Here is a 21,306-nt window from a genome sequence, read left to right as displayed (position 1 = left end):
GGCACGGGTCTCCAATTCAAGTTCGAAGGATATGGCAGTGACGACAGGCAAAGGCCAGACAATGTGGGGCGGACGCTTTGCCGCGACCCCATCCGACATCATGGAAGACATCAACGCCTCCCTGGATATTGATCGGCGGATGGCATCCGAAGATATTGCAGGCAGCCGGGCACACGCTGACATGCTGGCCGAAATGGGCATTATTTCGGCTGAGGACAATGAAGCCATTCAGGGCGGGCTCGATGCGATCACTGAAGAGCTGAAAGCCGGAACCTTCCCCTTCCGCCGAGAGCTCGAAGATATCCACATGAACGTGGAAGCGCGCCTCAAGGAACTGATCGGGGAGCCAGCCGGTCGACTTCACACGGCGCGCTCGCGCAATGATCAGGTCGTCACGGACTTTCGCCTGTGGACACGCGGCGCGCTGGACGAAGCGAGTCTGCTCGTGGCTGGCCTGCAGGCTGCACTGGTGAAGCGTGCGGGTGAGCACACTGAAACGATCATGCCGGGCTTCACCCACCTTCAGACCGCGCAGCCTGTCACGCTGGGCCATCATTTGCTGGCCTATGTCGAAATGCTGGAACGTGACCGCTCCCGCCTGCTGGATTGTGCGGAGCGCCTGAATGAGTGCCCGCTTGGATCCGCCGCGCTCGCGGGTACAGGCTTCCCGATTGATCGTGACATGACCGCCGATGCGCTCGGCTTTGCACGCCCAATGGCAAATTCGCTGGACGCGGTTTCGGCCCGTGATTTCGCGCTGGAGGCGCTCGCAGCCCTCTCCATCGCGGCGACCCACCTTTCGCGCCTGGCAGAAGAGATCGTGCTCTGGACGAGTGCGCAATTCGGCTTTGCCCAGCTGACGGACGCGTGGTCGACCGGCTCCTCCATCATGCCGCAGAAGCGCAACCCGGATGCCGCCGAACTGATCCGCGCGAAAGCAAGCCTGATCACCGGGCTCTACGCGGCGCTGCAGGGCGCAGTGAAAGCGCTGCCGCTGGCCTATGCAAAGGACCTTCAGGACGACAAGCGTCTGACCTTCGAAGCCTTTGACACCTACAATCTCTGCATTCAGGCGATGACCGGCATGATCGATACGATCGGCTTCAAGCCCGAGAATATGCGCGCCGCTGCCACCAAGGGATTCTCCACAGCCACCGATCTGGCAGACTGGCTGGTGCGGGAGCTTGGCCTGCCCTTCCGGGATGCCCATCACGTCACCGGAACGCTCGTTGCGAAAGCAGAGGAAAAGGGCTGCGATCTGGCCGATTTGTCTCTGGCAGAGATGCAGGCCGTGCATGGTGGAATTACTGATGCCGTCTTCGGCGTGCTGACCGTTGAGGCGTCTGCCTCATCTCGGACATCTTATGGCGCTACAAGCCCTGTTCGCGTCGCCGAACAAGTGGCACAGTGGAAACAGAGACTTCGACTGGAGTAGTCATTGATGAAACGCCCTCTTCTATTTGTCGCCGCCGTTCTGGCGTCTGCCAATCTGGCCGCCTGTGGGCTGACCGGAGACCTGAAGCGTCCCGATCCGCTCTGGGGCGAGCCGAGCGGAGACCTGGAGCCTGCAGAATTGCCAAACCAGAACCAGACCAATCTTCCTGACCTGCCAGACCGGGAAGACGAAGACGCAGCCCCGGACGCTGACGATGAATTGCTCGGCGGCGCGTAAGGAGTTTTCCATGACGTTTTCCAAACCTGTAAAGACCGCGCGCTGGGGCGCCGGTCTGGTCGCCATGTGCCTCGCCGCTGCCTGCCAGAGCCAACCGGAAACCCTGGTCGTGGAAGCTGTTGCCCCGGCTGAGCCTGTTGAACCGGTAACGGTGGCAACGGCCCTCGACACAGCAGAACCGGAAGGACCGGTCGTCAACCAGTGGGGCGGCATCGTCCCGGATGCCAAACCCACAACGCCTATCGACAATGGCGCTCTCGGTGAGATCGAATAATTTATGCATCACTTTACCTATCAGGATGGCTGCCTTCACTGCGAAGGTGTGAACCTTGAGCAGATCGCCGATGAAGTCGGTACGCCCTGTTATGTCTATTCATCTGCAACCCTGGTCCGCCACGCACGCGTGATTGCCTCCGCCTTTGAAGGACAGAACTGCCTGATTGCCTATTCGGTAAAGTCGAACGGCAATCTGGGCGTCCTCTCGACTCTGGCGCAGGAAGGGTGTGGCGCCGATGTCGTCAGCGGCGGCGAGCTGCAGCGCGCGATGCGTGCTGGCATTCCGGCGGACCGGATCGTGTTTTCAGGTGTTGGCAAGACCGCCGAAGAGATGCGTCTGGCGCTACAAGCCGGGATTCACCAGTTCAATGTCGAAAGCGCCGCAGAACTGCGCCGCCTGTCAGAAGTTGCCACGATGCTGGGCACGGACGCGCCCGTTGCCATCCGGGTCAATCCAGACGTTGCAGCGGGTGGCCACCCCAATATTTCGACCGGCAAGAAGGGCGACAAGTTCGGTGTGCCGTGGAGCGACGCCGAAGACCTCTACGCCGAGGCGGCAACCTTGCCCGGTATCAAGGTAGTCGGTGTGGACGTGCATATCGGCAGCCAGATTGGTGATCTCGTCCCGATGCGCGCCGCATTCGAGAAAGTTGTCGGCCTGACCAAGCGTCTGCGAGACGCGGGGCACGAAATCAGCCGTATCGATCTGGGGGGTGGCCTTGGGATTCCTTACAAGGAAGACGACGCCCCGGCGCCCCCATCCGACTATGCCGCCATGATCGCGGACGTGACGCAGGACCTTGGCGTTCAGGTCATTCTGGAGCCGGGCCGTGTGATCACGGGCAATGCCGGGGTGATGCTGAGCACGGTTCTCTATGAGAAAGCCGCACCTGAGACGGATTTCCTGATCATCGATGCCGGCATGAACGATCTGATGCGCCCGGCGCTGTACGATGCGCATCACGACATCCTGCCCATCAAGCAAGCTGGCGCGGGTGCAGAGCGCAAGACCTATGATGTGGTCGGGCCGATTTGCGAGTCGACGGACAAGTTTGCCAAGGCGCGTGAACTGACAGCGCTCCGCCCCGGCCAGCGGATCGCGTTCATGTCTGCAGGTGCCTATGGCGCTGTGCTGTCTTCGACCTACAATGCAAGGCCGCTGGTTCCGGAAGTTCTGGTGAACGGGTCATCCTTTGATGTGGTTCGCCGCCGTCCGGAATTTGAAGAAATGATCGCCCTTGAAAAGGTTCCCGATTGGCTGACGCAAAAGGCATGAAGGCACTCAATGCCAAGGTTTCCGCGACACGGCGGAAGCTGACGGTCTATGCCTTTTTCAAGGCCTTCTGGCCTTTCCTGACTTTTGCCGCGATTTTTCTGGCGATCGCGCTGGCGGGCCTCATCGACCGGATGACGGCGTCGCTTGCGGCGATCGCTACACTTATCTTCCTCGTCGGATCGGTATTCTTTATCCTGCAGGGCGGGCGCCGTTTCACACCGGTCAGCCGGGAAGATGCCGCGCGTGTTCTGGACCGGCAATCCGACCTGCGAGCTGTCTCTTCGCTGACAGATCGGCCCGCAGCGACGCATCGTGACTCCCAGGGGCTTTGGCAGAAACATCGCGCGAGACTGCTGGAAGAAGTATCCCGCCTGCGCTTGCCGTCACTGGCGCGTGAGTGGGGACGGCTCGATCCTTACTGGATGCGCGCCGCCCTGCCCGCAGCTCTGATCCTTCTGACAGTTCTGGCAGGCAATGATGCAGCATCCCGCCTGCAAAGGGCTCTCTTTCCGGACTATGGCGCCCTTGTTGGCGCGGACAATATGGTGGTCGAAGCGTGGATTACCCCGCCCGACCATACCGGGCGCGCGCCGATCTTCCTGACACCTGGCCTGCAGAATGTGCGTGTACCGGAGGGGTCTGAAGTCACCCTCCGCACGGATGCACACAGCGCGCCGAAACTCATCCTGAAGGGCGAGAAGACGCTCAAGCAGACATTCGCGCCCACACCGGATGGGGCGTTCGAAGCGCGTGCACGAATCATGGAAGATACCCGCCTGTCGGTCCGCTGGTGGGGGGAACGCGCGGCCTGGCGCCTGCTGACGTCACCAGATGACGCCCCGATTGCAACCTTTGTGAAGGCGCCCGAACGGGGACGGCTGGATCGAACGGAGATCGCCTGGTCGGTCACGGATGACTATGGCGTGGATTCCCTCGAACTCAAGATCAGCTTGCAAACACCGAATCCCGCTGCGCCTGACGAAGCAGATTACATGCCCGTTCCGCTGCCCGGAGTGGCACCGACTTCGGCAGAAGACATCACCCAACTGGACCTGACGCGGCATCGCTGGGCGGGGCTGCCTGTAGAGATGCAATTGGTCGCGACAGACGGCGCGGGCCAGACCGGGCTCAGCGAGCCGCTGGATTTCACGTTGCCTGAAAAACTGTTCCTCGATCCTATCGCCCGCGTGGCTCAGGAAGTCCGTGTCACGGTTCTGAGAGAACCGAGAGACTATGAAGAATTGTCACGAAACGAGACCGCGCTGCAGCAGGATGCGCTCAATGTGACCGCTGCAAACCGTCTGGACACGGCCCCGCCAGATATCCAGAAGGCTGCGCTGATGCTGGATGCGATGACCTACAAAGGCGAACGCTACATTCCAGACCAGGGTGTCTACCTCACATTCCGCACTGCGAAGGGTATTCTGCAGGCTGCGGGCACGAAGGCAGAAGCCGAACAAGTTGACCCCCTGCTCTGGGCGCTGGCCCTCAAGTCAGAGTATGGCAGCGCCGCCGATGCCCTGCGCCGACTGGAAGCAGCGCGGCGCGCACTTGAGCAAGCCTTGCGCGACGGGGCGTCTGAGGATGAAATCAAGCAGCGCATGGAAGCCTTCCGGGATGCGGCGAACGAATACCTCGCTGCAAAGATGGCGGAAGCCATCGCCAATGGAGACGAGCAGCCGCAGATGCAATCCGATCAGGAAGCCATGGCCAGCGGGCCGAACCTTGGCGGTCAGGATTTCGAAGACATGCTGAATGCGCTTCAGGATTTGACAGAGACAGGCGCAACGGATCAGGCGCGCCAGCTTCTGTCTGACATCACAAACATGCTGCAGAATCTGGAATTCCAACGCGGTCAATCCGGCTCCGGAGGAATGCCCGGCATGCCGGGACAACAGGCAGATGGCGAAGAAGACGACCTACCCCAGGAAGAACAGGAACTGACGGATGCCATGCGTCGCCTGTCCGAAATCCTGCGGGAACAGCGCCAACTAAGCGACGATACACTCGCCCAGGAGCGCGGCGAACGACCCGGGCAATCCGGCCAGGAACAGGGCGGGCAACAGCCAGGCCAGCAGTCTGGATCCCAACAAGGTCAGGACACAGGACAAGCTGGTGGTGGCGAAGGTCAGAGCGGCCAGACGGAAGCCCCACAAGGCGGCGGGAATGAGAATGGCGAACGCCCTGGATCGGGTGGCGGCGAATTTGCCGAAGGCAATGAAGGCGAAGGGTCAGGCCCCGGACAATCCGAAACTCTTGCTGAGCGGCAAGCCCGCCTTGGTCGTATGGTTGAAGAATTCGCCCGCGAGCACGGCCTCGGGGAAACCGGCAGCGGCGAAGATGCCCTCGCCGGCCTCGTGGACCCCGAAGCGCTGGAAGACATTCGACGCGCCCAGAGATTGGCGGAAAACGCGCTTGAACGCGGCGATGAGCGCAGTGCCGCGCGCAATCAGGAAAGGGCCACTAACACGCTGTCGGAGATCGCGCGGGACATGGCCGCGAGTCTCGATGCGCTGGAACGGGAACGCCGCGGACAGGACTCTCAGCAAAGCGACCCGTTCGGCCGTGCGACCGGCGGACCCGGCAATAATGGCGAAGAAGTCAATGTTCCGGATGCGACCGAACGCCAACGCGCCAAGGACATTCTCGAAGAACTGCGAGAGCGTTACAATCAGTCCGACGATCCCGAAGAGCGCGAATATCTGCGACGCTTGCTGGATCGGTTCTAGAGCGCCCGCGAGCTAGCGGTTCGCGCCCGGCACCCATTTGACATCGTTCGCACCATTATTATTGGCGACGCGCCCCGCAACAAAAATCCAGTCAGACAGCCGATTGATGTAAGCCAGAGCTTCAGCGCTGACGATCTCGTCTTCCATCGCGTGGAGTTCAGCAACCTCCCGCTCTGCGCGGCGGCAAAGGGTGCGGGCCACATGGAGGTAGGCGGCCAGTTCACTGCCCCCCGGCAGAATGAAACTGTCGAGCGGCGTGAGCGCTTCATTCATCGCGTCGATTTCTGTCTCCAGGCGCTGAACCTGGCTTTCCATGATGCGCAAAGGGGTCCATTCCAGAGGCTTGCCCCTGTCCGGTGTGGCAAGGTCTGCCCCGAGGTCAAACAGATCGTTCTGGATACGGCGGATGGCCGTCAGCATGTCGCCATCTGCTTTCAACGCCGCGACACCGAGCGCCGCATTGGTTTCGTCCACCGTTCCGTAGGCGACAACGCGGGGATGCCATTTGTCGACCGGCTCACCCGTGGACAAGCGGGTCTTACCCTTGTCGCCTGAGCGCGTGTAGATCTTGTCGAGCTTGACCATTGGCGCCTCTAGAAACCGATCTTGATCGCGCCGACAGTAACGCCCAGCGCCACAAGAATGACGATCACCACAGCCTGCACCAGAATACGCAAGCGCATCAATTTATTGGATCGGCTCGCCTGCTTGTCGTCAGAACGGGCAATGTTCGCAATGCCAAGGCCCAGCACAACAAGGAGCGCCACCAGCGCGATATAAAATCCAGTCATCAAAACGGTTTGCATGGGCAGCCTTTCAAGCAGCGTAGAGACCAGAGCATAGGGCGCAGCAACTGGAAGGCCATGCGCAAAGCGTCGCGGCGATCATTTACCCGTTTCCATCCGCTCAGCGAGGGATGTGATGCGGCTGGCCGCCTTCACGAGCGCTTCGGCCGCCCGTGCCTCGCTGAATGCCGTGCCCGGCCCGGTTCGTTTCGCAGTGTCCAGTTCGTCCAGCAATGCCAGCGCCGTGATCAGCAGCAAGCGTTCTTCGCCGATATCGCCAACTGCGCCTTCAATCTGCTTGACCCGTGTGTCGAGCTGTTTCGAGAGCGCTGCAATGCGGCTCTCCTGTCCGGGCGCGCAGGCAATTGAATACGACCGGCCGCGCAATTGAATGTCAGCTTTAGCCATCGCCCTGCCCCTGTTGTCCAATGGCAGATTTGACCTCTTCGATTGCCGCGCCGAGCGCTGCGCTCGCCTCATCGGCGAGGGCCTGCAATTCCCGCTCTCTGGCCAAAGACGCATCCAGCTGTTCAGCAAGGTCGGACCGGTCGCGCGCAAGGGCCGCGAGTTCAGCCTTGATCACATCCGGATCACCCGCGCGCGCCAGCAAACTGTCGAGCGCCGACTCGAATCGTGTGAGCGCCTCATCCAATTGGCGAATAGCAGGGTCGATTTCACTCATATACACAATGAAGTAACGGTATTATCTCAATCAGCCAAGCGACTTGACGCAACGGGCTTAGTCTGGCCTAGGACTCCCGCAAACCAAAGGAGATCAGCAGAATGGCTGTCACGAACCGCGACATGGCCAATGCCATCCGCGCACTTTCCATGGATGCCGTTGAAGCGGCCAAATCCGGACATGTCGGCCTGCCGCTCGGCATGGCAGATGCCGCAACGGTCCTGTTCCGGAAATTCCTGAAATTCGACGCCTCCCAGCCAGACTGGCCGGACCGTGACCGGTTCATCCTGTCCGCCGGACACGGCTCAATGTTGGTCTACTCGCTGCTGCACCTCAGCGGCTACAAATCCGTCAGCCGCGACGACATTCGCAATTTCCGCCAGCTGGGCGCGAATACGCCGGGCCACCCGGAAAACTTCGTCACCAAAGGCGTTGAAACAACAACTGGTCCGCTTGGCCAGGGCATTGCGACAGCTGTTGGCATGGCGATGGCTGAGCGTCACCTGAATGCGCGCTTTGGCGACGAGTTGGTTGACCACAAAACCTATGTGATCGCCGGTGATGGCTGCTTGATGGAAGGCGTCAGCCAGGAAGCCATCACGCTTGCTGGCCACATGAAACTGAACCGCCTGATCGTTCTTTGGGACGACAACTCCGTCACCATCGACGGCAACATCGATGTGGCCGATTCAACAGATCAGTGCGCCCGCTTTGAAGCGTCCGGCTGGGTCACCCGCAAGGTTGACGGCCATGATGAGAAAGACATCGAAGCCGCATTGAAATGGGCTCAGAAACAGAAGCAGCCTGTCTTCCTCGCCGTGAAAACCATCATCGGCTATGGTGCCCCCAAGATTGCCGGCACCGGCAAGGCACATGGCGGCCCTTACGGTGCCGAAGAAATCGCTGGCATTCGCGAGAATATCGGCTGGCCGCATGAGCCGTTTGAAGTCCCCGCAGATATCGAGAAGGCCTGGAAAAAGGTCGGTGAACGCGGCGTCGACGCCCGCAAGGCATGGAAAGAGCGCCAGATGGCCTCGCCGCACAAGGGCGAGTTCAATGCGGCAATGGCCGGTCGCCTGCCGAAGAATCTCTCCAAAGCGATCAACAAGCACAAGAAGGCTGTTGTTGAAGGGGGCGAGAAGAAAGCTACCCGCCAATGGAGCGGCGCCGCGCTGGAAGTCATCACGCATCTGGTGCCCGAAACGGTTGGTGGGTCCGCGGACCTGACCGGCTCCAACAACACCAAGACGGCCGAAACCAAGCCGATGACCCCATCCGACTGGTCAGGCCGCTACGTGCATTATGGGGTGCGCGAGCATGGTATGGCCGCCGCAATGAACGGGATGTCACTGCACGGCGGTATCATCCCCTATTCTGGCACGTTCCTGGTCTTCGCAGACTATAGCCGCGCAGCCATCCGCCTTGGCGCCTTGATGGGCACTCGCGTTATCCATGTGATGACGCACGATTCCATTGGCCTTGGCGAAGACGGTCCGACGCACCAGCCGGTGGAGCAGGTTGCGTCTCTGCGTGCGATGCCGAACATGCTTGTCTTCCGCCCGGCAGACGGTGTCGAAACGGCCGAGTGCTGGGAAGTGGCTGTCGGCCACGCAGATGGCCCATCCACGATGGCGCTGACGCGTCAGGGCCTCAGCCCGGCACGCACGGAGCACACAGACGAAAACCTGAGCGCACTGGGCGGCTACGTCCTCTCGCCATCAAAGGTGAAGTCTCGCGAAGCAGCCGTCCTGATCGCGACAGGGTCTGAAGTCGAAATCGCGCTTCAGGCTCAAGCCGAGCTGGCGAAGGAAAAAATCCATGTGCGCGTCGTCTCCATGCCATGCATGGAACTGTTCGCGCAGCAGGACGAAAAGTACCAGCAAGAGACACTTGGCGGCGACCTGCCAAAAGTCGCAGTTGAAGCGGGCGTCCGGTTTGGCTGGGATCGCTGGATTGGCCCGAAGGGCGGCTTTGTCGGCATGGACAGTTTCGGTGCAAGCGCGCCTTACCAGAAACTGTACGAGCATTTCGGCATCACGGCCGAGAACGTTGCCGAGACGGTAAAGGGCCTGATCTAGACGTTCTTGAACAGGTCCAACTGTCGGGGGTCAATGTAGCGCTTCCGGCGCGTCTTGGTCCGACCAGACCGAAAATAGAGATCATCTGTATGATCTTCGACCGGCGGCTTCTCAGTCGCCGGTTTTTTCTTGCGTGTTTTCGGAAGCGGCATGATGTCTGCCTGATCAACCAGCTTCCACCAGGTCACAGCCAGAACCAGATTGCCCTCATTGTCTTCGTACTTCTGAAGATGACCATGTGGTCCAGATTCATCAGACTGCACTGCCAGATAGGCTGCGGCTTCTTCCTCGGTCACGTTCAGCCATTCGGTCTCGAGTGACTCGATCGTCTGGTCTGGGACCAGGGCTTCAGCAGCCGCACGCGTGCGCGCCGCTTTCACGCCGGGCTTCAGGGCGTCTTCCAGTCGTACCGCAATGGGAAAAGCGTTGCTCATGCGCCTCAGGTAAGCAAGCCGGATGCCGCCGTCCAGCCAGTATCTGTCGTCTGCGTCAAACGCATCGCCGCGAGTCGCGCCAGGCGAAGGGTCATTGCCTTTCGCCGTGCCGCCGGCAGCTTGTCTTCCGGAGACTCGCGAATGATCGCCCCTCCGAAGGCATCTGCCACAATCAAGCCAGTCTCATCCGGGATCAATTCCTGCGGGAAATCACCCGCCACCGCGAAATAGAGCTGATCGCAATACGGCATGTATTCAGGCCACTTTGAATCTGATCGGAAGTCAGCAATCGAGGACTTCACCTCCACCATCCAGACCTCTCCGGACGGCCCCAGCGCTGCGATATCCGCGCGACGGTTGTTTGCCAGGCTCAGCTCCGTCACGCCGAAAAAGCCGAGCCCGGCCAACAGGCGCTGTGTCCCGCGAACAATTTCAGCCGCGCGCGTCATGGCCTCATCAACACTGTTCATATCCGTCATGAGCGACACCTCGTTCCCGTTTCGTTCGAACGTTACAAAAGCGCGGCGCACGCGGTCAAGCCTGACCAGTCCCCTGCTTTGCACCTCCACTCGCTAGAATGTGATCAATTTTGGGAACGAAGTTGATCCGGTCCGCGCTCTTGTCCGTAGAGACTGTGATAGTTTGGCAGCATGCCTTGTCGCAGAAGGAGATGACCCGTCATGGCGAACGCCTACAGCTCCAACGGACCTGCAGACCGGTCTTACGTCAAGAAAGCCATGAAAGCCCCCATGCTGGAGGCTGAACATGAGCTGGAACTTGCAAGACGCTGGCGCGAGGACGAAGATGAAAAGGCCTTGCACGAACTGACTCGCGCCTATCTTCGCCTTGTCATCGCGATGGCATCAAAATTCCGCCACTATGGCCTGCCCATGCCAGATCTCGTCTCGGAAGGGAATGTTGGCCTGATGATGGCGGCCGCCCGGTTTGAGCCTGACCGTAAAGTTCGCTTCTCGACCTATGCCAGTTGGTGGATTCGGTCTTCCATACAGGACTTCGTTCTTCGCAACTGGTCGATCGTCCGGACGGGGACAACCTCTTCCCAAAAGTCCCTTTTCTTCAATTTGCGTCGTCTGCGTGCCCGGATCGATGACACGGGTGATGGCGTGATGACCAAGGAAAACCGCGCATGGATCGCGGAGCATCTGGGCGTGCCTGAACGAGATGTTGAGAATATGGCATCTCGCCTCTCCGCATCAGACCGCTCACTGAACGCCCCGATGGCCGTAGATGGAGATGGAGAATGGCAGGACCTGCTGCCGGACGAGTCGGCAATTCCAGAACAGCAAGTGATGGAGTCACACGACTCCTCACGGCGCAAGGAATGGATCGCCAACGCCCTGAAAGCGCTAAATCCCCGCGAAACTCACATCATCATGCAACGACGACTATGTGAGGATTCCGTCACGCTTGAGACACTCGGCCACGAACTGGGCATCTCGAAAGAGCGTGTACGGCAAATTGAACATCAGGCATTGGGCAAGCTCCGCCGCGCGCTTGAGCGTATCGTCGGCGACCCGGACGAAGCGGGTCTGTTGCCTGGCACCTAGTCAGGTGGCGCCGACATAATTTGCAAGTTCAGTTTGTCCGATATCTCCATCACACCATCGCGCACGAAACCGCGGGCAAGTACATTTGCGCCCAGCGCGCTTTGACAATGCCCCGCGGCCGGCACCTGTATTTGCAAACGAAGATGCGAGCCCTCCAGAGACAGATCGCATACGGCGCCGAAACCGTCTGAACCCTGCATGTCAGCAACATTTCCATATATGAGCTGAAACCCTTCGAACGTGTCCGGCAAATCTGTGGCGAGGGGTATGCGATACTCGCGTGTGCTCCACATGCCGACAGAATTTTCGCGCGCGTCCCGCTCTAGATCAAATAGAGGAGCATTGGCAGCTGACGTGTCCGGATAGACCCGAACCCGGGCACCGCCGCGCTTAACGATTTCAGCGTTAAGCCAGAATCTGGGCCCCAAGGCATCAACCGTTTCTGCGTGCGCCAAGGCACGATCATACCTGTCCCGCGTTAGACCGCCATAATGAAGCTGGACCTGACGGCCAAGTACCATGTCTTCCATCATGCGTTTGGCTTCTGTGTGGAAGGGCTGCGGGTCGCGGTCTCCAAATCCACCAGATGGCGCCTCGATACCGACGAGTCGTACACTTTGGCCGGTATCCAGCACAATTGTGTCCCCATCCACCACGCGTACAACCCGGCCACGTTCCCCAGGCTCCAAATCTGCCAATGGACCGCGCGCGCCACATGCCGCAACAAGTAAAATCAACCAAATCGCCCCGATCGCGCGCACGCCACCCCTCACCTGATCTCGTGCGGGCTCCCCGCGATCGCCAATTTCCATTGCAGATTAAGACCAGAGATTGCTAACTTCAATCCAGGCAGCAATTGCCGTATAGCCACCTCAACCCTGCGGTCCCGTAGCTCAGCAGGATAGAGCAACAGATTCCTAATCTGTAGGTCGCGCGTTCGAATCGCGCCGGGATCGCCAATAAATACAATGAGTTATTGGCGTTGCAAGATCTCCGAAAAAGTCCCAGGGAACCACGGGGGAACCAATTGTATTAAAGAAAGCTGCAGCCAACTATGGGTATGGCATTTGAGCGTTCTCAATGCTCTGGGTGCACCAATGTTTCGCCGGTGAGGGTGAAATTTGGTGCCGACAGTTTCTCTTGTCAAAATTTGGAAAAGCAATTTTATAGCTACAGACGGCAAAGTAATTCTACTTTGTGCCGTTTTCAGGATTCAATATGGCCCCTGTAACAACCACATGCCGTAAATTGGTCGGGCTGGCTTCTCCGGCAGTCGCGACCATCAAAGTATTACCGTCTTTGTCGTAAAATCTGAATAGGCAAGCGGCATCGCCGGTGGGAAAACAATGTTCATTCTCCCAGAATCCCGCATCCCAGAGGTAGGTCGCATTGCCGTTGTACTTGCCCATGTCTCTCAGTACTGAGGGGTGATTGCGCTTAGGCATCCATCCATTCTCTATGAGGTCTTTTCGAGCGTCAGGATAAGACTTGCCGAATATGACGGGAACTCTTGGACCTGGCTCTCCAAGCAGATCTTTCTTAATTCCTTCGATTGAACTGTAGATCCTTTCAGCTTGCTCCTGTGAAGATCGCGCTTCGGCGCGATCTACCGAAAAACTGAAAAATGAAAACACCAGGCCAAACAGTCCTATTAGCGAAAACAAGCCTGTTACGAATGGATGTCTTCCGCACAGCTGAATGAAGCGAATTAAGAACATTCAGCGAGCCCCCCAATACGACCGTCGCTGAATTCTACTGGAGGGGAGAACACATTTCCAGTGGATCTATGAACGTAAAATGTGTGAGCCACGTGCCACTCGGAATTCGGTAGACTCCGCTGAGTATGGAGGTTCATCTCTTCATAAACACAATTAGAAAGTCCTCACCTTCACCCTCCCCCGGTGCGCCATTCCCCATATAAGCGAGTTGGTCTGCCTCCAGCGAAGTGGTTCATTATTTGGGTTTGTGCCGGCTCCGATTCTGGAGTTGAGACATGGGTAAGAGAGCCAAGCGCATATGAGATATGGAGAAGGAGAACGCCAGGCTTCGGCGGCCAGTCCCTAATCTCACGCTGGACAACCAGATCCTTCAGGAAGTCGTGCGGGGAAAGTTCTAAGTTCTTCGCTCCGTCGTGCTGCGTTCGACCTCGTGGTGGAAGAGTTTGGTGTCTCCGAACGCCAGGCTTGCCGTGTGATCGGCCAGCACCGTTCGACCCAACGCAAACAGCCCATACGGTGAGACGATGAGGACGCCCTGACATCGGCGATCATCGGCCTGGCTAACGGTTCGGCCGGTATGGCTATCGCCAGATCACGGCGCTCCTCAGAAATGATGGCCGGGATGTGAACGAGAAGCGGGTTTACCGCATCTGGCGACGGGAGGGGCTGAAAGTGCCGATGAAACAACCAAAATGCGGCCGTCTCTGGCTGAATGACGGATCTTGCGTGCGGCTAAGGCCGGCACACAAAGGCCATGTATGGTCCTACGACTTCGTGCAGGACCGCACCCATGATGGACGTGTGTTCCGCATGCTGTGTGTGATCGACGAGTTTGCACGGGAATGTCTCGCCATCCGGGTTGAGAGGAAGCTGAGCTCTCGGGATGTCCTCGACACGCTGGGCGAGCTGTTCGTTCGTCACGGGGCACCCGAGCACATACGATCCGATAATGGCCCCGAGTTCATCGCCACGGCCCTCCGTGACTGGCTACAACGCATCGGCGTGAAGACGCTCTACATCGAACCGGGAAGCCCTTGGGAGAACGGCTACTGCGAAAGCTTCAACAGCAAGCTACGCGACGAGTTGCTAGCGAGGGAAATGTTCTCTGACCTGCGAGAGGCAAAGATCCTGATCGATACATGGAGACGGCATTACAACACCGATCGGCCGAACTCTTCGCTCGGCAATACGCCACCCGCCCCAAAAGCTGTCTTGCCCGCAGCGTTCATGCAGCCTTATTATGGGGAGGTGGCAACATGAACACTGCTACTTTGAAACCGCCGGGTTAATAAATCTGGTGGATGGCAGGCCAGTATAACCCATCCTGCGGACGATTGCGGACAGACCTTCTTCCATTCCGACAACAAGAGCACTGCCGGGCGTGACGGAGGCTTTCGGTTAACGCGTCTCTATTTGGTGTATGTCGCGGGAATTTGCCAGACCGGGATCTTCGCATCGAGATCGAATTGTTACCAGCGCGCTTGCAATACTTCTCCCTTCCTTGCACCTGTAAGCCGGCAAAGCCAGGTCGCGATTGCACTTGCCTGGTCAGGCTCTTCCTGAAGCGCCTGGGTCAGCCGGTCACGTTCGTCCGTACTGAGAAACAGGCTGCGAGGTGCTTCGTGAAACTTCTTGATGCCGCGGCAGGGATTGTCAGAGCGGTACTCCCATTCGATCGCAAGGTTTATCATCTTGGAAAGCAGGCACAAAATCGTTTGTGGCTCTGAGAATTTTTGGGAGCGTCTTGGAAGCAAGTGGTTCAATGCTCCTGACTCCCATCTAGTTGGCTAACGCACCGCAAGGCATACCTTCGCGCTCGGCATCGCTCCAACATTCCGTCAAAAAGCTGCAGGCCTGGCAGCACAAACGTTCTTCGAATTGAGCAATTTTGCACCGTTCTTCTCGAAGCAGGATCAACGCTCTGTTCGCACAGTGATGGGAATGCCCGTCTATAAAGTATGATCTCGGGTTTTTGATGCTTGGCGATGATAGGGCATTGTCACCATCAGCGTTACCATTGGCGTGACACGCATTCCAAGAATGCCACTCGCACTCAGCAATTCTCGGAGTTTCTAAAAGAAAATGGGGAGCGTCACCAGTCGCTATCAAGAACTCATCAGCAACTTTCGGTTCGGCAATGAGCACCTGTTTGTTGGGAATTGGGACGCCGCGCTGATGCTCTGTTGGAAACCCAGAGAATTCTGCCAAGGGTTCAGGCAAAAGTTCGAGCCCTACAACGTGTGAAGTCTCTCTTATCAATCGTTCAACTGCGGTCTGTATTCTGGCATGATGTTCAGTCATGGACGCAGGCGTGCAATTTGACGGAGTGAGCCCTAGTCCATCGTCCCGTCTAGCAATCTTCAAGTAAGCTCCATCCGACCGCTCAATTATCAACACCGGATACACGATTATTTGAGGACGGATCGAAAATTTCTCGCTCCCGCTTCGTTCGTACCTCACATGCAAACCAGAAAAGCACTTCAAGATATTTTGAGGCTTCACATACGGACCAACGCGCTGAGGTTCGAGAATATCGGGGATATCGGGGGCGATCAATTTTTGGTCGAGCCACTTTAGTATATCGCTGGAGTGCTCAACGTAATTTTCGATCTCGAACACTAAAATTCGATCCGGGTGATTTTTTCCGTCTGAAAGAAACGTGGCTCCAGGGTTTGTGAAAATTATCAACCATTTTCCGCTGGTGATGACTGCGCGCTGTACGACATGCCCTGTATTCGCAGCGATATCTTTGACGTAGTCTTTGACTTGGGTGAGGATATCAATCCAACCGGTGCTCACTGGAGCTATCAGTTCAGCATCATCACTCAGAATGTAATCAATAGCTGCTGAGACAATTTCGCTCTTGCTTGAGAAATTGGCTTTCAGTTGCGGCGCGGCGACGATGTGCGGTTCGGACCATCGCTTAGCCTCAATAAGCACAATGGGCGTATTTGTTTCTTTCTTTACTCCGAGATAGTCCAAGAATTGTACGGTATTGGCTTTAATTCGGACCTCTTCTCGTGTGTTACCGCCAGTTCCCAACTTCCAGCCCAGCGCTTCAAAGAGATGATCAAGGAAGTTTCTGCGGGTTGTATGTTCTAGTGGGTTGCTGGAAAGGCCATCGATTGGGGCGGTGTACTCGGCACTCATCGAATCGTTCACATTCTGAACTAAGGCTTCGACGTCGCGTTTGAATTCAGCTTTTCTGACCTCGAGGTTCTTCATTGTACCAATTCGGGCAGTCTATACAGCAGGCGGCGTGCAGATGGCCAACCCGCCTCCATGAAAAGATCGAGAGAAGCAACAAGCTGTTCTCTTCGGCTTTCATCAGAGAATATCTCTTTGTTGTCGGCGAGCAGAACGCCGAACTGCTCCACCGCCAAATCGGCGCCCATAGCTTCAAACTGATACCCAAACTCCTTTCCGCCGTTCAGCAGTGAATAAGCTATTAGGTCGAACGCCTTGGCGGGCTCCTTTGGGGCCAGTAATGCTATGAGCTTTATCAGGTAGTAGGTTGAGCGAGGGGGGGCGGCCGCACCCAATAATCTTAGCAAGGGTTCGGTGGATGCGAGGAAGCTTGAAGTCAGTTGTGTTTCATCGTCGCTGCATTCTTCATCGCAGATTTTCTCAGCCGCAAAGTACAACGCCATACAAACATCGTGATTGATTTCAGCACACGCGCGTATTTCATTTATTTGATTTTCAGATGGGTCAGTGATGTTCGAGGAGTTGATCAATACGGGGTTTGTGGTCTTCAAAACAGCTGCCAAGAAGGTAAGGCAGCGCTGCCCAGGAGTATCGTTCGCGTCTGATTTCCATTCTGCAAAGCTTTCAAGTTCGCCACGACAAACTTGAATGGTCGACGTAACTTCGGTCTTGTGGGACGCCGGCGCGCTGATCCACTTCTCCACTTCCTTCTCGCTCGCGGGCCGACCTTTAGCGATCCAAAGAACCGCGAGAGCGGATGCCATATGATCTTTAAGTGATCTTGTTCGATCTTCGTCGTCACAAGAGCGATTGATCAGGCGCAATGCGTGCGGCTCCACCCAATCAGGATGCTGATGTAGCAGTCTCCCGAACCAATGCGTGCAGACATGATCCAAAACGCCCAGGTTTAACTCATTTTCGACGACGAAATCGATGTTAGCCCAGAACGCCTCCCGATCGATTTCCCAAATTCGCCATAGGTGCTGGGCGCAGTTCAAACGCACTGCTGGATGCGGATCGCGCAAAAGCACCGAGATTTGCGGCTTCAGCGTTTCGTACACTTCTGGGCGTTGAAGTATGAAATCGAGAATGGCGGTTGCAGCTTCTACCCTTGCCGCTGGGCCGCCCCACGATGGGCTCCGTTCAAAGCTCTTTTCTGTTTCAGCATGAACTTCAGGATTTTCCGACTTGCTAAGTTCTATGAGTACATCGCAGAACTGAGAGATAACCTGATCATCCTGCTCAGCGATGAGTATCTTGCTGGAAATCGTCTCATTGCAGCACTGCCCCAAAACGCCCTGCGCGTGTCTTTTCAGGTCTTCAAATGCGGTGGAGTGAGCGTCCTCGCGAACACTGCGATTTAGTTCACTAAGAGCCTGCACTGCCTGTGATGCGTTACGTAACGCATCACCACCATCAATCCCGTCCAGGGCAAACTTTTTCTTTAAATCATCGATCTGATTGATCAGTTTCGCATTTGCGTCCTCATCAGGGTTTAAACCTTCGATCCAGCTATACGACGAAGCGTCTTCCCGATAGGAGTGAACTTTGAAAGGCCGGTCATTAGCTGATTGATCTTTGAAAGCGTCTTCAGCGTTGTTCGCGATTTTTATCGCCTCCGCCGTCGTAAGATGATCCTTTCCAATAGCGTAGAATATGCGCTGTAGTATTCGGGTTCGCGCTTCGACCGGATGTTTGAAGGCGCCGAAATCGAATTCAAGAGCAGCTTGCTCAAATTCGCGCTTTATAGCCTCAGCAATGTTTGGATAGCATCGGGCGATCAAGTCGATCGCATCTTTCCGAGTATCCGCGGACAGCAAGAAAATTTGCTTTGAGGCGAAACTCCAACAATAGTCCGCGAGGTCTGTATCGGGATGCTGAACAGCGGCAAGAAACGTTCTTGCCCAAATGCACGCTAAACTAGAATTATCTGCAACGTAGTGAGCAACTTCAACGGCTAAATCAGCAGGAGCTTTCGCTAACCAAACATAATAGTCGTGAAGGAGAATTTCGGCGTCGTCTAAGTAGTCTGCATCGGGATCATGGGCCCAAATGTGACTGAGGTCTTCAGAAAGGCGAACTGTCTTGTGGCCTACACTTGTTTCCAACGTTTCTGGAAGGCTGGACCTTGAGTGCTCGCGCTTGATGTACCCTTCTAAAGACCGATTCAGTGCATCGATGGCTATGTACGGATCGACTTTGAGAAAGTGGCCGAACTGCTCCTTGAGTGCATAGCGCGCCATGTCGAAGTCCTGGCGAGCTGTTGAGCTCATTGGCAAAATTTGGCTGTTGCCAAGACTTGTCGTGATTTCCTCTGTAATCTCAGAGGCGTAAGTGAAAGCGAATATTTCCCTCGCAAAATCGGGCGCGTTATCGATGATCTTTTTTATTTGGCGGCACAGTGTTGGGATTTCTTGCCATCCGCGTGTTTGAAAGCGATCTGAAGATAAGACTTCGTGGAGCGCATCGACCGTTGCGCTCACGTCGGCGTCAATTGTCGCGGCCACAAGGTCAATCGCAGCGGAAGTCACTGTCGGATGAACTTTGGTATCGAGCGCGTAGCGAAGATAAGAGCGGGCAGCCTCGCCTAACATCACTCGCTCATCGAGTGCATCAGTCTTCGGCTCCAATAAGTATAAGAGGACTTTAATGGAGCCGGACAGTTGATCCGAGGAATGTAGACCGAGCAGTTCGGCGAGGCGTGTCCAAGGCGCGGTGGAGAATGAAGACTTGTCGCTCGATCGCACTGAGAGGGCACCGATAACGTGGCGTATCGCTCCCACAACGACTGGCTTTTCTGCTTCTTTCGATAATAGCAAACCAATAGTTTCGATATCTTCCCGGACCTCTGGAAACTCGGCGCACAGGCGGGCGATCGAAGATCTGATAATTGGGTCGACAGATGCGTCTGCCAGGAGCGTTGTCGCTGTTCGCCAGTATTCTTGTCGTGAGGAATCTTTTTGCCAAAGGCTGTCTAGTGAAAATGATATGGCCGGGGCCAGCATCATTCCCAGCGAGTTCTCCTTCCGGAAGTGCTCACCCAAGTGTAAATCTTCCGGATATAGAAACGTTCGACTAACTGCGTAGTCGAATAGTAGGTGATGTCTGAATTGAACCCATTGCCGGTTCTCAGACGAAGTGAGTACTCCCTCCTTGATTAGGGTCTCGATGCGCCCTGTAATTGTTGGCTCAAACTTGAATGTTTTTGCACGCAAAGACTTCGCGCGAAGCATTTCATCTAGAACCGCTTTGACGCACGCCTCAGCTTCTAATCCGTAGGCAGCGACTTTCTTTGACCAGTAGAATGCTAGCAGTTCAGACTGCGACTTAACTTTTTTTAGGTCTACGGTCTCCGCATTTGAGTGGACGAGCTCAGCTAATAGCTTCGTGTTAAATGGAACGAGGGCCAGCTCCTCAAATTTCCGCGGAGCATTCTCTATCGCTGCCTTTAATTGCGAGGTTTGGGTGAGCAATCGATCTAGTTCGGGTTTCGTCCATGTAGGGATTTGAATATGCCGTACGTTGGGAAACCTGGAGTCCCTGAGCGTATCCACTGGTGGCGCTCCAGCGAATAGCTCTCGAAATTGTACGCCCATTAGTAGGTCGAATGATCTGATTGATGCTATTATATTCCAGCGGCTATCGCCCTTCAAAATTGTCTCTATTAAGCGCCTAAATACAGCTTCCCCTGGTCCGCCACGCGTAGCATCAAGGGCGTCGATGATCAGCCATCCCTCTTGCGCACCGTCCCAGTTCGTCAGCACTTGGGCTAAGTGGTGCTGTAGGCCAAGTTCAGTGCGCAGGCCTTCCAATGTTTCAATTGAGAACCGATCGACAGCAAGTTCAACTACGTCCTTACCGTTCTCACGAAGGCTGGATGCAATACTGCTGAGAACACCACTTTTGCCGGCCCCTGGTTCGCCTGTTATCAACACCGAACCCAACGCCAGAGCTGCTTCGATTGGTGTTTGACAATCGCGAATAATTGAAATGGGCTCCCCTTCGTCACCGATAATGGCGCCGTATTGCCTCAAACTCGAAGAGGTTTCGTCGCTGTATTGCGTTAGTCGCGCAATGTCCTTTTGGTACGCTGGCTGCGCGGAGATTTTAAAGCCTTGGCGAAACAGGTGGTCTCGAAGTTCGCGCCGATCGAAGCCGTCTCTGTCGGCCATCGCTTTTCCGCAGTACGCTTCGATTTCTTGCAACACCTCAGGCGCATGCTTTTCGCCAGCCAATTTTGACAGAAAGCTCAATGCGACATTTCTATCGGCCGCATCTGGATTGACCTGTACAATACCAACTAGTTGAGAAATATCAGAGAGTAGTTGATCGGGCATCGATGTCGACGAAATACTATTCCAATGCGACTTGACCGAAGATTGTATCAGACTGATTGCGTCCTGAAGTTTTGCTGATTGACCGTTGTGGGGCGCTTGATCGACAAGCGCAAACGCCTTCCTCGCTACCTCAGTAATGGACTTGGGAGCATTAGGACCAACAACGATGAAAATCCGATCCTTGATAGGAGATAGCGGTCTATCCCATCCCTTGTTGCCGTCGCCTTGCTTGCACGCGAGCCAGTAGCGAACAATTTGGCCAAGCGTCTTCGAAAAAGGACTGTCGTTCCTCTTCGAAAGAGTCATGCGCGTTTTCGCTTGTATGGCTACCTGGCCGTCGTTGCTAGTTCCGTAAACAATGTCGTCAACCGGTGCGGACGACTCGAACTTTATCCATTCGATCGTGCTTCTGTCGAAAGAAAATGGATGACCCGTCGTTGCCTCAGCGATGGCTGCCGCGCTAATTAGCGATCCGACTTGTTGGTGAAACCGGACGCCGGAATTTGTTGCTGAGCCGCCGGCATTTGCGGTTTGGCCACTCATA

The 21,306-nt window shown here is 56.2% G+C and carries 18 protein-coding genes, 1 tRNA gene and 1 pseudogene; 9 read left to right on the top strand and 11 right to left on the bottom strand.

What is annotated here, in order from left to right:
* Positions 1–31: 31 nt before the first annotated feature.
* Genes argH through HF931_RS05140 form a run of 5 tightly spaced genes read left to right on the top strand, consistent with a single transcriptional unit; the run spans position 32 to position 5,953 of the window.
* Positions 32–1,435 (top strand): argininosuccinate lyase, encoded by a 1,404-nt coding sequence (argH, locus tag HF931_RS05160; RefSeq protein WP_276913149.1) that lies wholly within the window; start codon positions 32–34, stop codon positions 1,433–1,435.
* 6 nt (positions 1,436–1,441) lie between these two features.
* The gene (gene lptM / locus HF931_RS05155; RefSeq protein ID WP_035547744.1) at positions 1,442–1,672 is read left to right on the top strand and encodes an LPS translocon maturation chaperone LptM; all 231 of its coding nucleotides are present in this window, start codon (positions 1,442–1,444) and stop codon (positions 1,670–1,672) included.
* A gap of 10 nt (positions 1,673–1,682) precedes the next feature.
* Positions 1,683–1,946: a hypothetical protein gene (locus tag HF931_RS05150; protein WP_035547746.1), complete on the top strand. Its 264-nt coding sequence runs from the start codon at positions 1,683–1,685 to the stop codon at positions 1,944–1,946.
* Positions 1,947–1,949: 3 nt separating this feature from the next.
* A complete protein-coding gene (lysA, locus tag HF931_RS05145) occupies positions 1,950–3,224 on the top strand; it encodes a diaminopimelate decarboxylase (RefSeq protein WP_273242195.1) in 1,275 nt (424 codons plus the stop codon).
* Positions 3,203–5,953 (top strand): DUF4175 domain-containing protein, encoded by a 2,751-nt coding sequence (locus tag HF931_RS05140; protein WP_273242193.1) that lies wholly within the window; start codon positions 3,203–3,205, stop codon positions 5,951–5,953. Before lysA ends, HF931_RS05140 begins: the two co-directional genes overlap by 22 nt.
* 12 nt (positions 5,954–5,965) lie before the next feature.
* Here the strand turns inward: HF931_RS05140 and HF931_RS05135 are convergent, their stop codons facing one another.
* The 4 genes from HF931_RS05135 to HF931_RS05120 all read right to left on the bottom strand — a co-directional run bounded on the left by HF931_RS05135 (position 5,966) and on the right by HF931_RS05120 (position 7,420).
* Entirely contained in the window at positions 5,966–6,538 is a 573-nt protein-coding gene (locus HF931_RS05135; RefSeq protein ID WP_273242191.1) for a cob(I)yrinic acid a,c-diamide adenosyltransferase, read from the bottom strand.
* Positions 6,539–6,546: 8 nt separating this feature from the next.
* Positions 6,547–6,744, bottom strand: coding sequence for an HIG1 domain-containing protein (locus HF931_RS05130; RefSeq protein ID WP_241764125.1), 198 nt, complete (start codon positions 6,742–6,744; stop codon positions 6,547–6,549).
* Between the two features lie 93 nt (positions 6,745–6,837).
* Complete coding sequence (locus HF931_RS05125; RefSeq protein WP_273242189.1) at positions 6,838–7,146, bottom strand: cell division protein ZapA; 309 nt, start codon at positions 7,144–7,146, stop codon at positions 6,838–6,840.
* Positions 7,139–7,420, bottom strand: coding sequence for a DUF4164 family protein (locus tag HF931_RS05120; RefSeq protein WP_035547764.1), 282 nt, complete (start codon positions 7,418–7,420; stop codon positions 7,139–7,141). The genes HF931_RS05125 and HF931_RS05120 overlap by 8 nt, the downstream gene beginning before the upstream one ends.
* Positions 7,421–7,512: 92 nt before the next feature.
* On the opposite strand from HF931_RS05120, the gene tkt reads away from it, so the two are divergent.
* A complete protein-coding gene (gene tkt, locus HF931_RS05115) occupies positions 7,513–9,498 on the top strand; it encodes a transketolase (protein ID WP_272982564.1) in 1,986 nt (661 codons plus the stop codon).
* Here tkt and HF931_RS05110 read toward each other — a convergent pair.
* Together HF931_RS05110 and HF931_RS05105 are read right to left on the bottom strand one after the other, a co-directional pair.
* Positions 9,495–9,932, bottom strand: a complete 438-nt coding sequence (locus HF931_RS05110) for a hypothetical protein (RefSeq protein ID WP_035547769.1) — start codon at positions 9,930–9,932, stop codon at positions 9,495–9,497. The genes tkt and HF931_RS05110 overlap by 4 nt on opposite strands.
* Positions 9,933–9,937: 5 nt before the next feature.
* Entirely contained in the window at positions 9,938–10,411 is a 474-nt protein-coding gene (locus HF931_RS05105) for an MmcB family DNA repair protein (protein WP_272982558.1), read from the bottom strand.
* Between the two features lie 201 nt (positions 10,412–10,612).
* On the opposite strand from HF931_RS05105, the gene HF931_RS05100 reads away from it, so the two are divergent.
* On the top strand, positions 10,613–11,500 hold the full coding sequence (locus HF931_RS05100) for an RNA polymerase factor sigma-32 (RefSeq protein WP_273242187.1): 888 nt from the start codon (positions 10,613–10,615) through the stop codon (positions 11,498–11,500).
* On the opposite strand, the gene HF931_RS05095 is transcribed toward HF931_RS05100, so the two are convergent.
* Positions 11,497–12,237 (bottom strand): thermonuclease family protein, encoded by a 741-nt coding sequence (locus HF931_RS05095; RefSeq protein WP_273242185.1) that lies wholly within the window; start codon positions 12,235–12,237, stop codon positions 11,497–11,499. The two genes, HF931_RS05100 and HF931_RS05095, sit on opposite strands and share 4 nt — an antisense overlap.
* A gap of 145 nt (positions 12,238–12,382) precedes the next feature.
* On the opposite strand from HF931_RS05095, the gene HF931_RS05090 reads away from it, so the two are divergent.
* Positions 12,383–12,459 (top strand) — tRNA-Arg (locus HF931_RS05090).
* Positions 12,460–12,690: 231 nt separating this feature from the next.
* Here HF931_RS05090 and HF931_RS05085 read toward each other — a convergent pair.
* A complete protein-coding gene (locus tag HF931_RS05085) occupies positions 12,691–13,218 on the bottom strand; it encodes a hypothetical protein (protein ID WP_273242183.1) in 528 nt (175 codons plus the stop codon).
* Positions 13,219–13,520: 302 nt separating this feature from the next.
* Between HF931_RS05085 and HF931_RS05080 the strand changes: the two are divergent.
* A pseudogene (locus tag HF931_RS05080) lies at positions 13,521–14,478 on the top strand (IS3 family transposase); the annotation flags it as partial.
* A gap of 209 nt (positions 14,479–14,687) precedes the next feature.
* Here HF931_RS05080 and HF931_RS05075 read toward each other — a convergent pair.
* The 3 genes from HF931_RS05075 to HF931_RS05065 all read right to left on the bottom strand — a co-directional run bounded on the left by HF931_RS05075 (position 14,688) and on the right by HF931_RS05065 (position 21,305).
* Entirely contained in the window at positions 14,688–14,909 is a 222-nt protein-coding gene (locus HF931_RS05075; protein ID WP_273242182.1) for a hypothetical protein, read from the bottom strand.
* 88 nt (positions 14,910–14,997) lie between these two features.
* Positions 14,998–16,443, bottom strand: a complete 1,446-nt coding sequence (locus tag HF931_RS05070; RefSeq protein ID WP_273242180.1) for a hypothetical protein — start codon at positions 16,441–16,443, stop codon at positions 14,998–15,000.
* Positions 16,440–21,305 (bottom strand): ATP-binding protein, encoded by a 4,866-nt coding sequence (locus HF931_RS05065; protein ID WP_273242178.1) that lies wholly within the window; start codon positions 21,303–21,305, stop codon positions 16,440–16,442. The genes HF931_RS05070 and HF931_RS05065 overlap by 4 nt, the downstream gene beginning before the upstream one ends.
* Position 21,306 lies beyond the last annotated feature (1 nt).

The sequence above is a fragment of the Hyphomonas atlantica corrig. genome, from assembly GCF_017795365.1.
In the GTDB taxonomy this organism is placed as follows: Bacteria; Pseudomonadota; Alphaproteobacteria; order Caulobacterales; family Hyphomonadaceae; genus Hyphomonas; species Hyphomonas atlantica.
This window is presented reverse-complemented; position numbering and strand designations above follow the sequence as displayed.

Excerpts from the sequence above, each read along its gene's own strand:
- argH (WP_276913149.1), top strand. The coding sequence starts at position 32 with ATGGCAGTGACGACAGGCAAAGGCCAGACAATGTGGGGCGGACGCTTT.
- lptM (WP_035547744.1), top strand. The coding sequence starts at position 1,442 with ATGAAACGCCCTCTTCTATTTGTCGCCGCCGTTCTGGCGTCTGCCAAT.
- HF931_RS05150 (WP_035547746.1), top strand. The coding sequence starts at position 1,683 with ATGACGTTTTCCAAACCTGTAAAGACCGCGCGCTGGGGCGCCGGTCTG.
- lysA (WP_273242195.1), top strand. The coding sequence starts at position 1,950 with ATGCATCACTTTACCTATCAGGATGGCTGCCTTCACTGCGAAGGTGTG.
- HF931_RS05135 (WP_273242191.1), bottom strand. The coding sequence starts at position 6,538 with ATGGTCAAGCTCGACAAGATCTACACGCGCTCAGGCGACAAGGGTAAG.
- HF931_RS05130 (WP_241764125.1), bottom strand. The coding sequence starts at position 6,744 with ATGACTGGATTTTATATCGCGCTGGTGGCGCTCCTTGTTGTGCTGGGC.
- HF931_RS05125 (WP_273242189.1), bottom strand. The coding sequence starts at position 7,146 with ATGGCTAAAGCTGACATTCAATTGCGCGGCCGGTCGTATTCAATTGCC.
- HF931_RS05120 (WP_035547764.1), bottom strand. The coding sequence starts at position 7,420 with ATGAGTGAAATCGACCCTGCTATTCGCCAATTGGATGAGGCGCTCACA.
- HF931_RS05110 (WP_035547769.1), bottom strand. The coding sequence starts at position 9,932 with ATGAGCAACGCTTTTCCCATTGCGGTACGACTGGAAGACGCCCTGAAG.
- HF931_RS05105 (WP_272982558.1), bottom strand. The coding sequence starts at position 10,411 with ATGACGGATATGAACAGTGTTGATGAGGCCATGACGCGCGCGGCTGAA.
- HF931_RS05100 (WP_273242187.1), top strand. The coding sequence starts at position 10,613 with ATGGCGAACGCCTACAGCTCCAACGGACCTGCAGACCGGTCTTACGTC.
- HF931_RS05085 (WP_273242183.1), bottom strand. The coding sequence starts at position 13,218 with ATGTTCTTAATTCGCTTCATTCAGCTGTGCGGAAGACATCCATTCGTA.
- HF931_RS05075 (WP_273242182.1), bottom strand. The coding sequence starts at position 14,909 with ATGATAAACCTTGCGATCGAATGGGAGTACCGCTCTGACAATCCCTGC.
- HF931_RS05070 (WP_273242180.1), bottom strand. The coding sequence starts at position 16,443 with ATGAAGAACCTCGAGGTCAGAAAAGCTGAATTCAAACGCGACGTCGAA.
- HF931_RS05065 (WP_273242178.1), bottom strand. The coding sequence starts at position 21,305 with ATGAGTGGCCAAACCGCAAATGCCGGCGGCTCAGCAACAAATTCCGGC.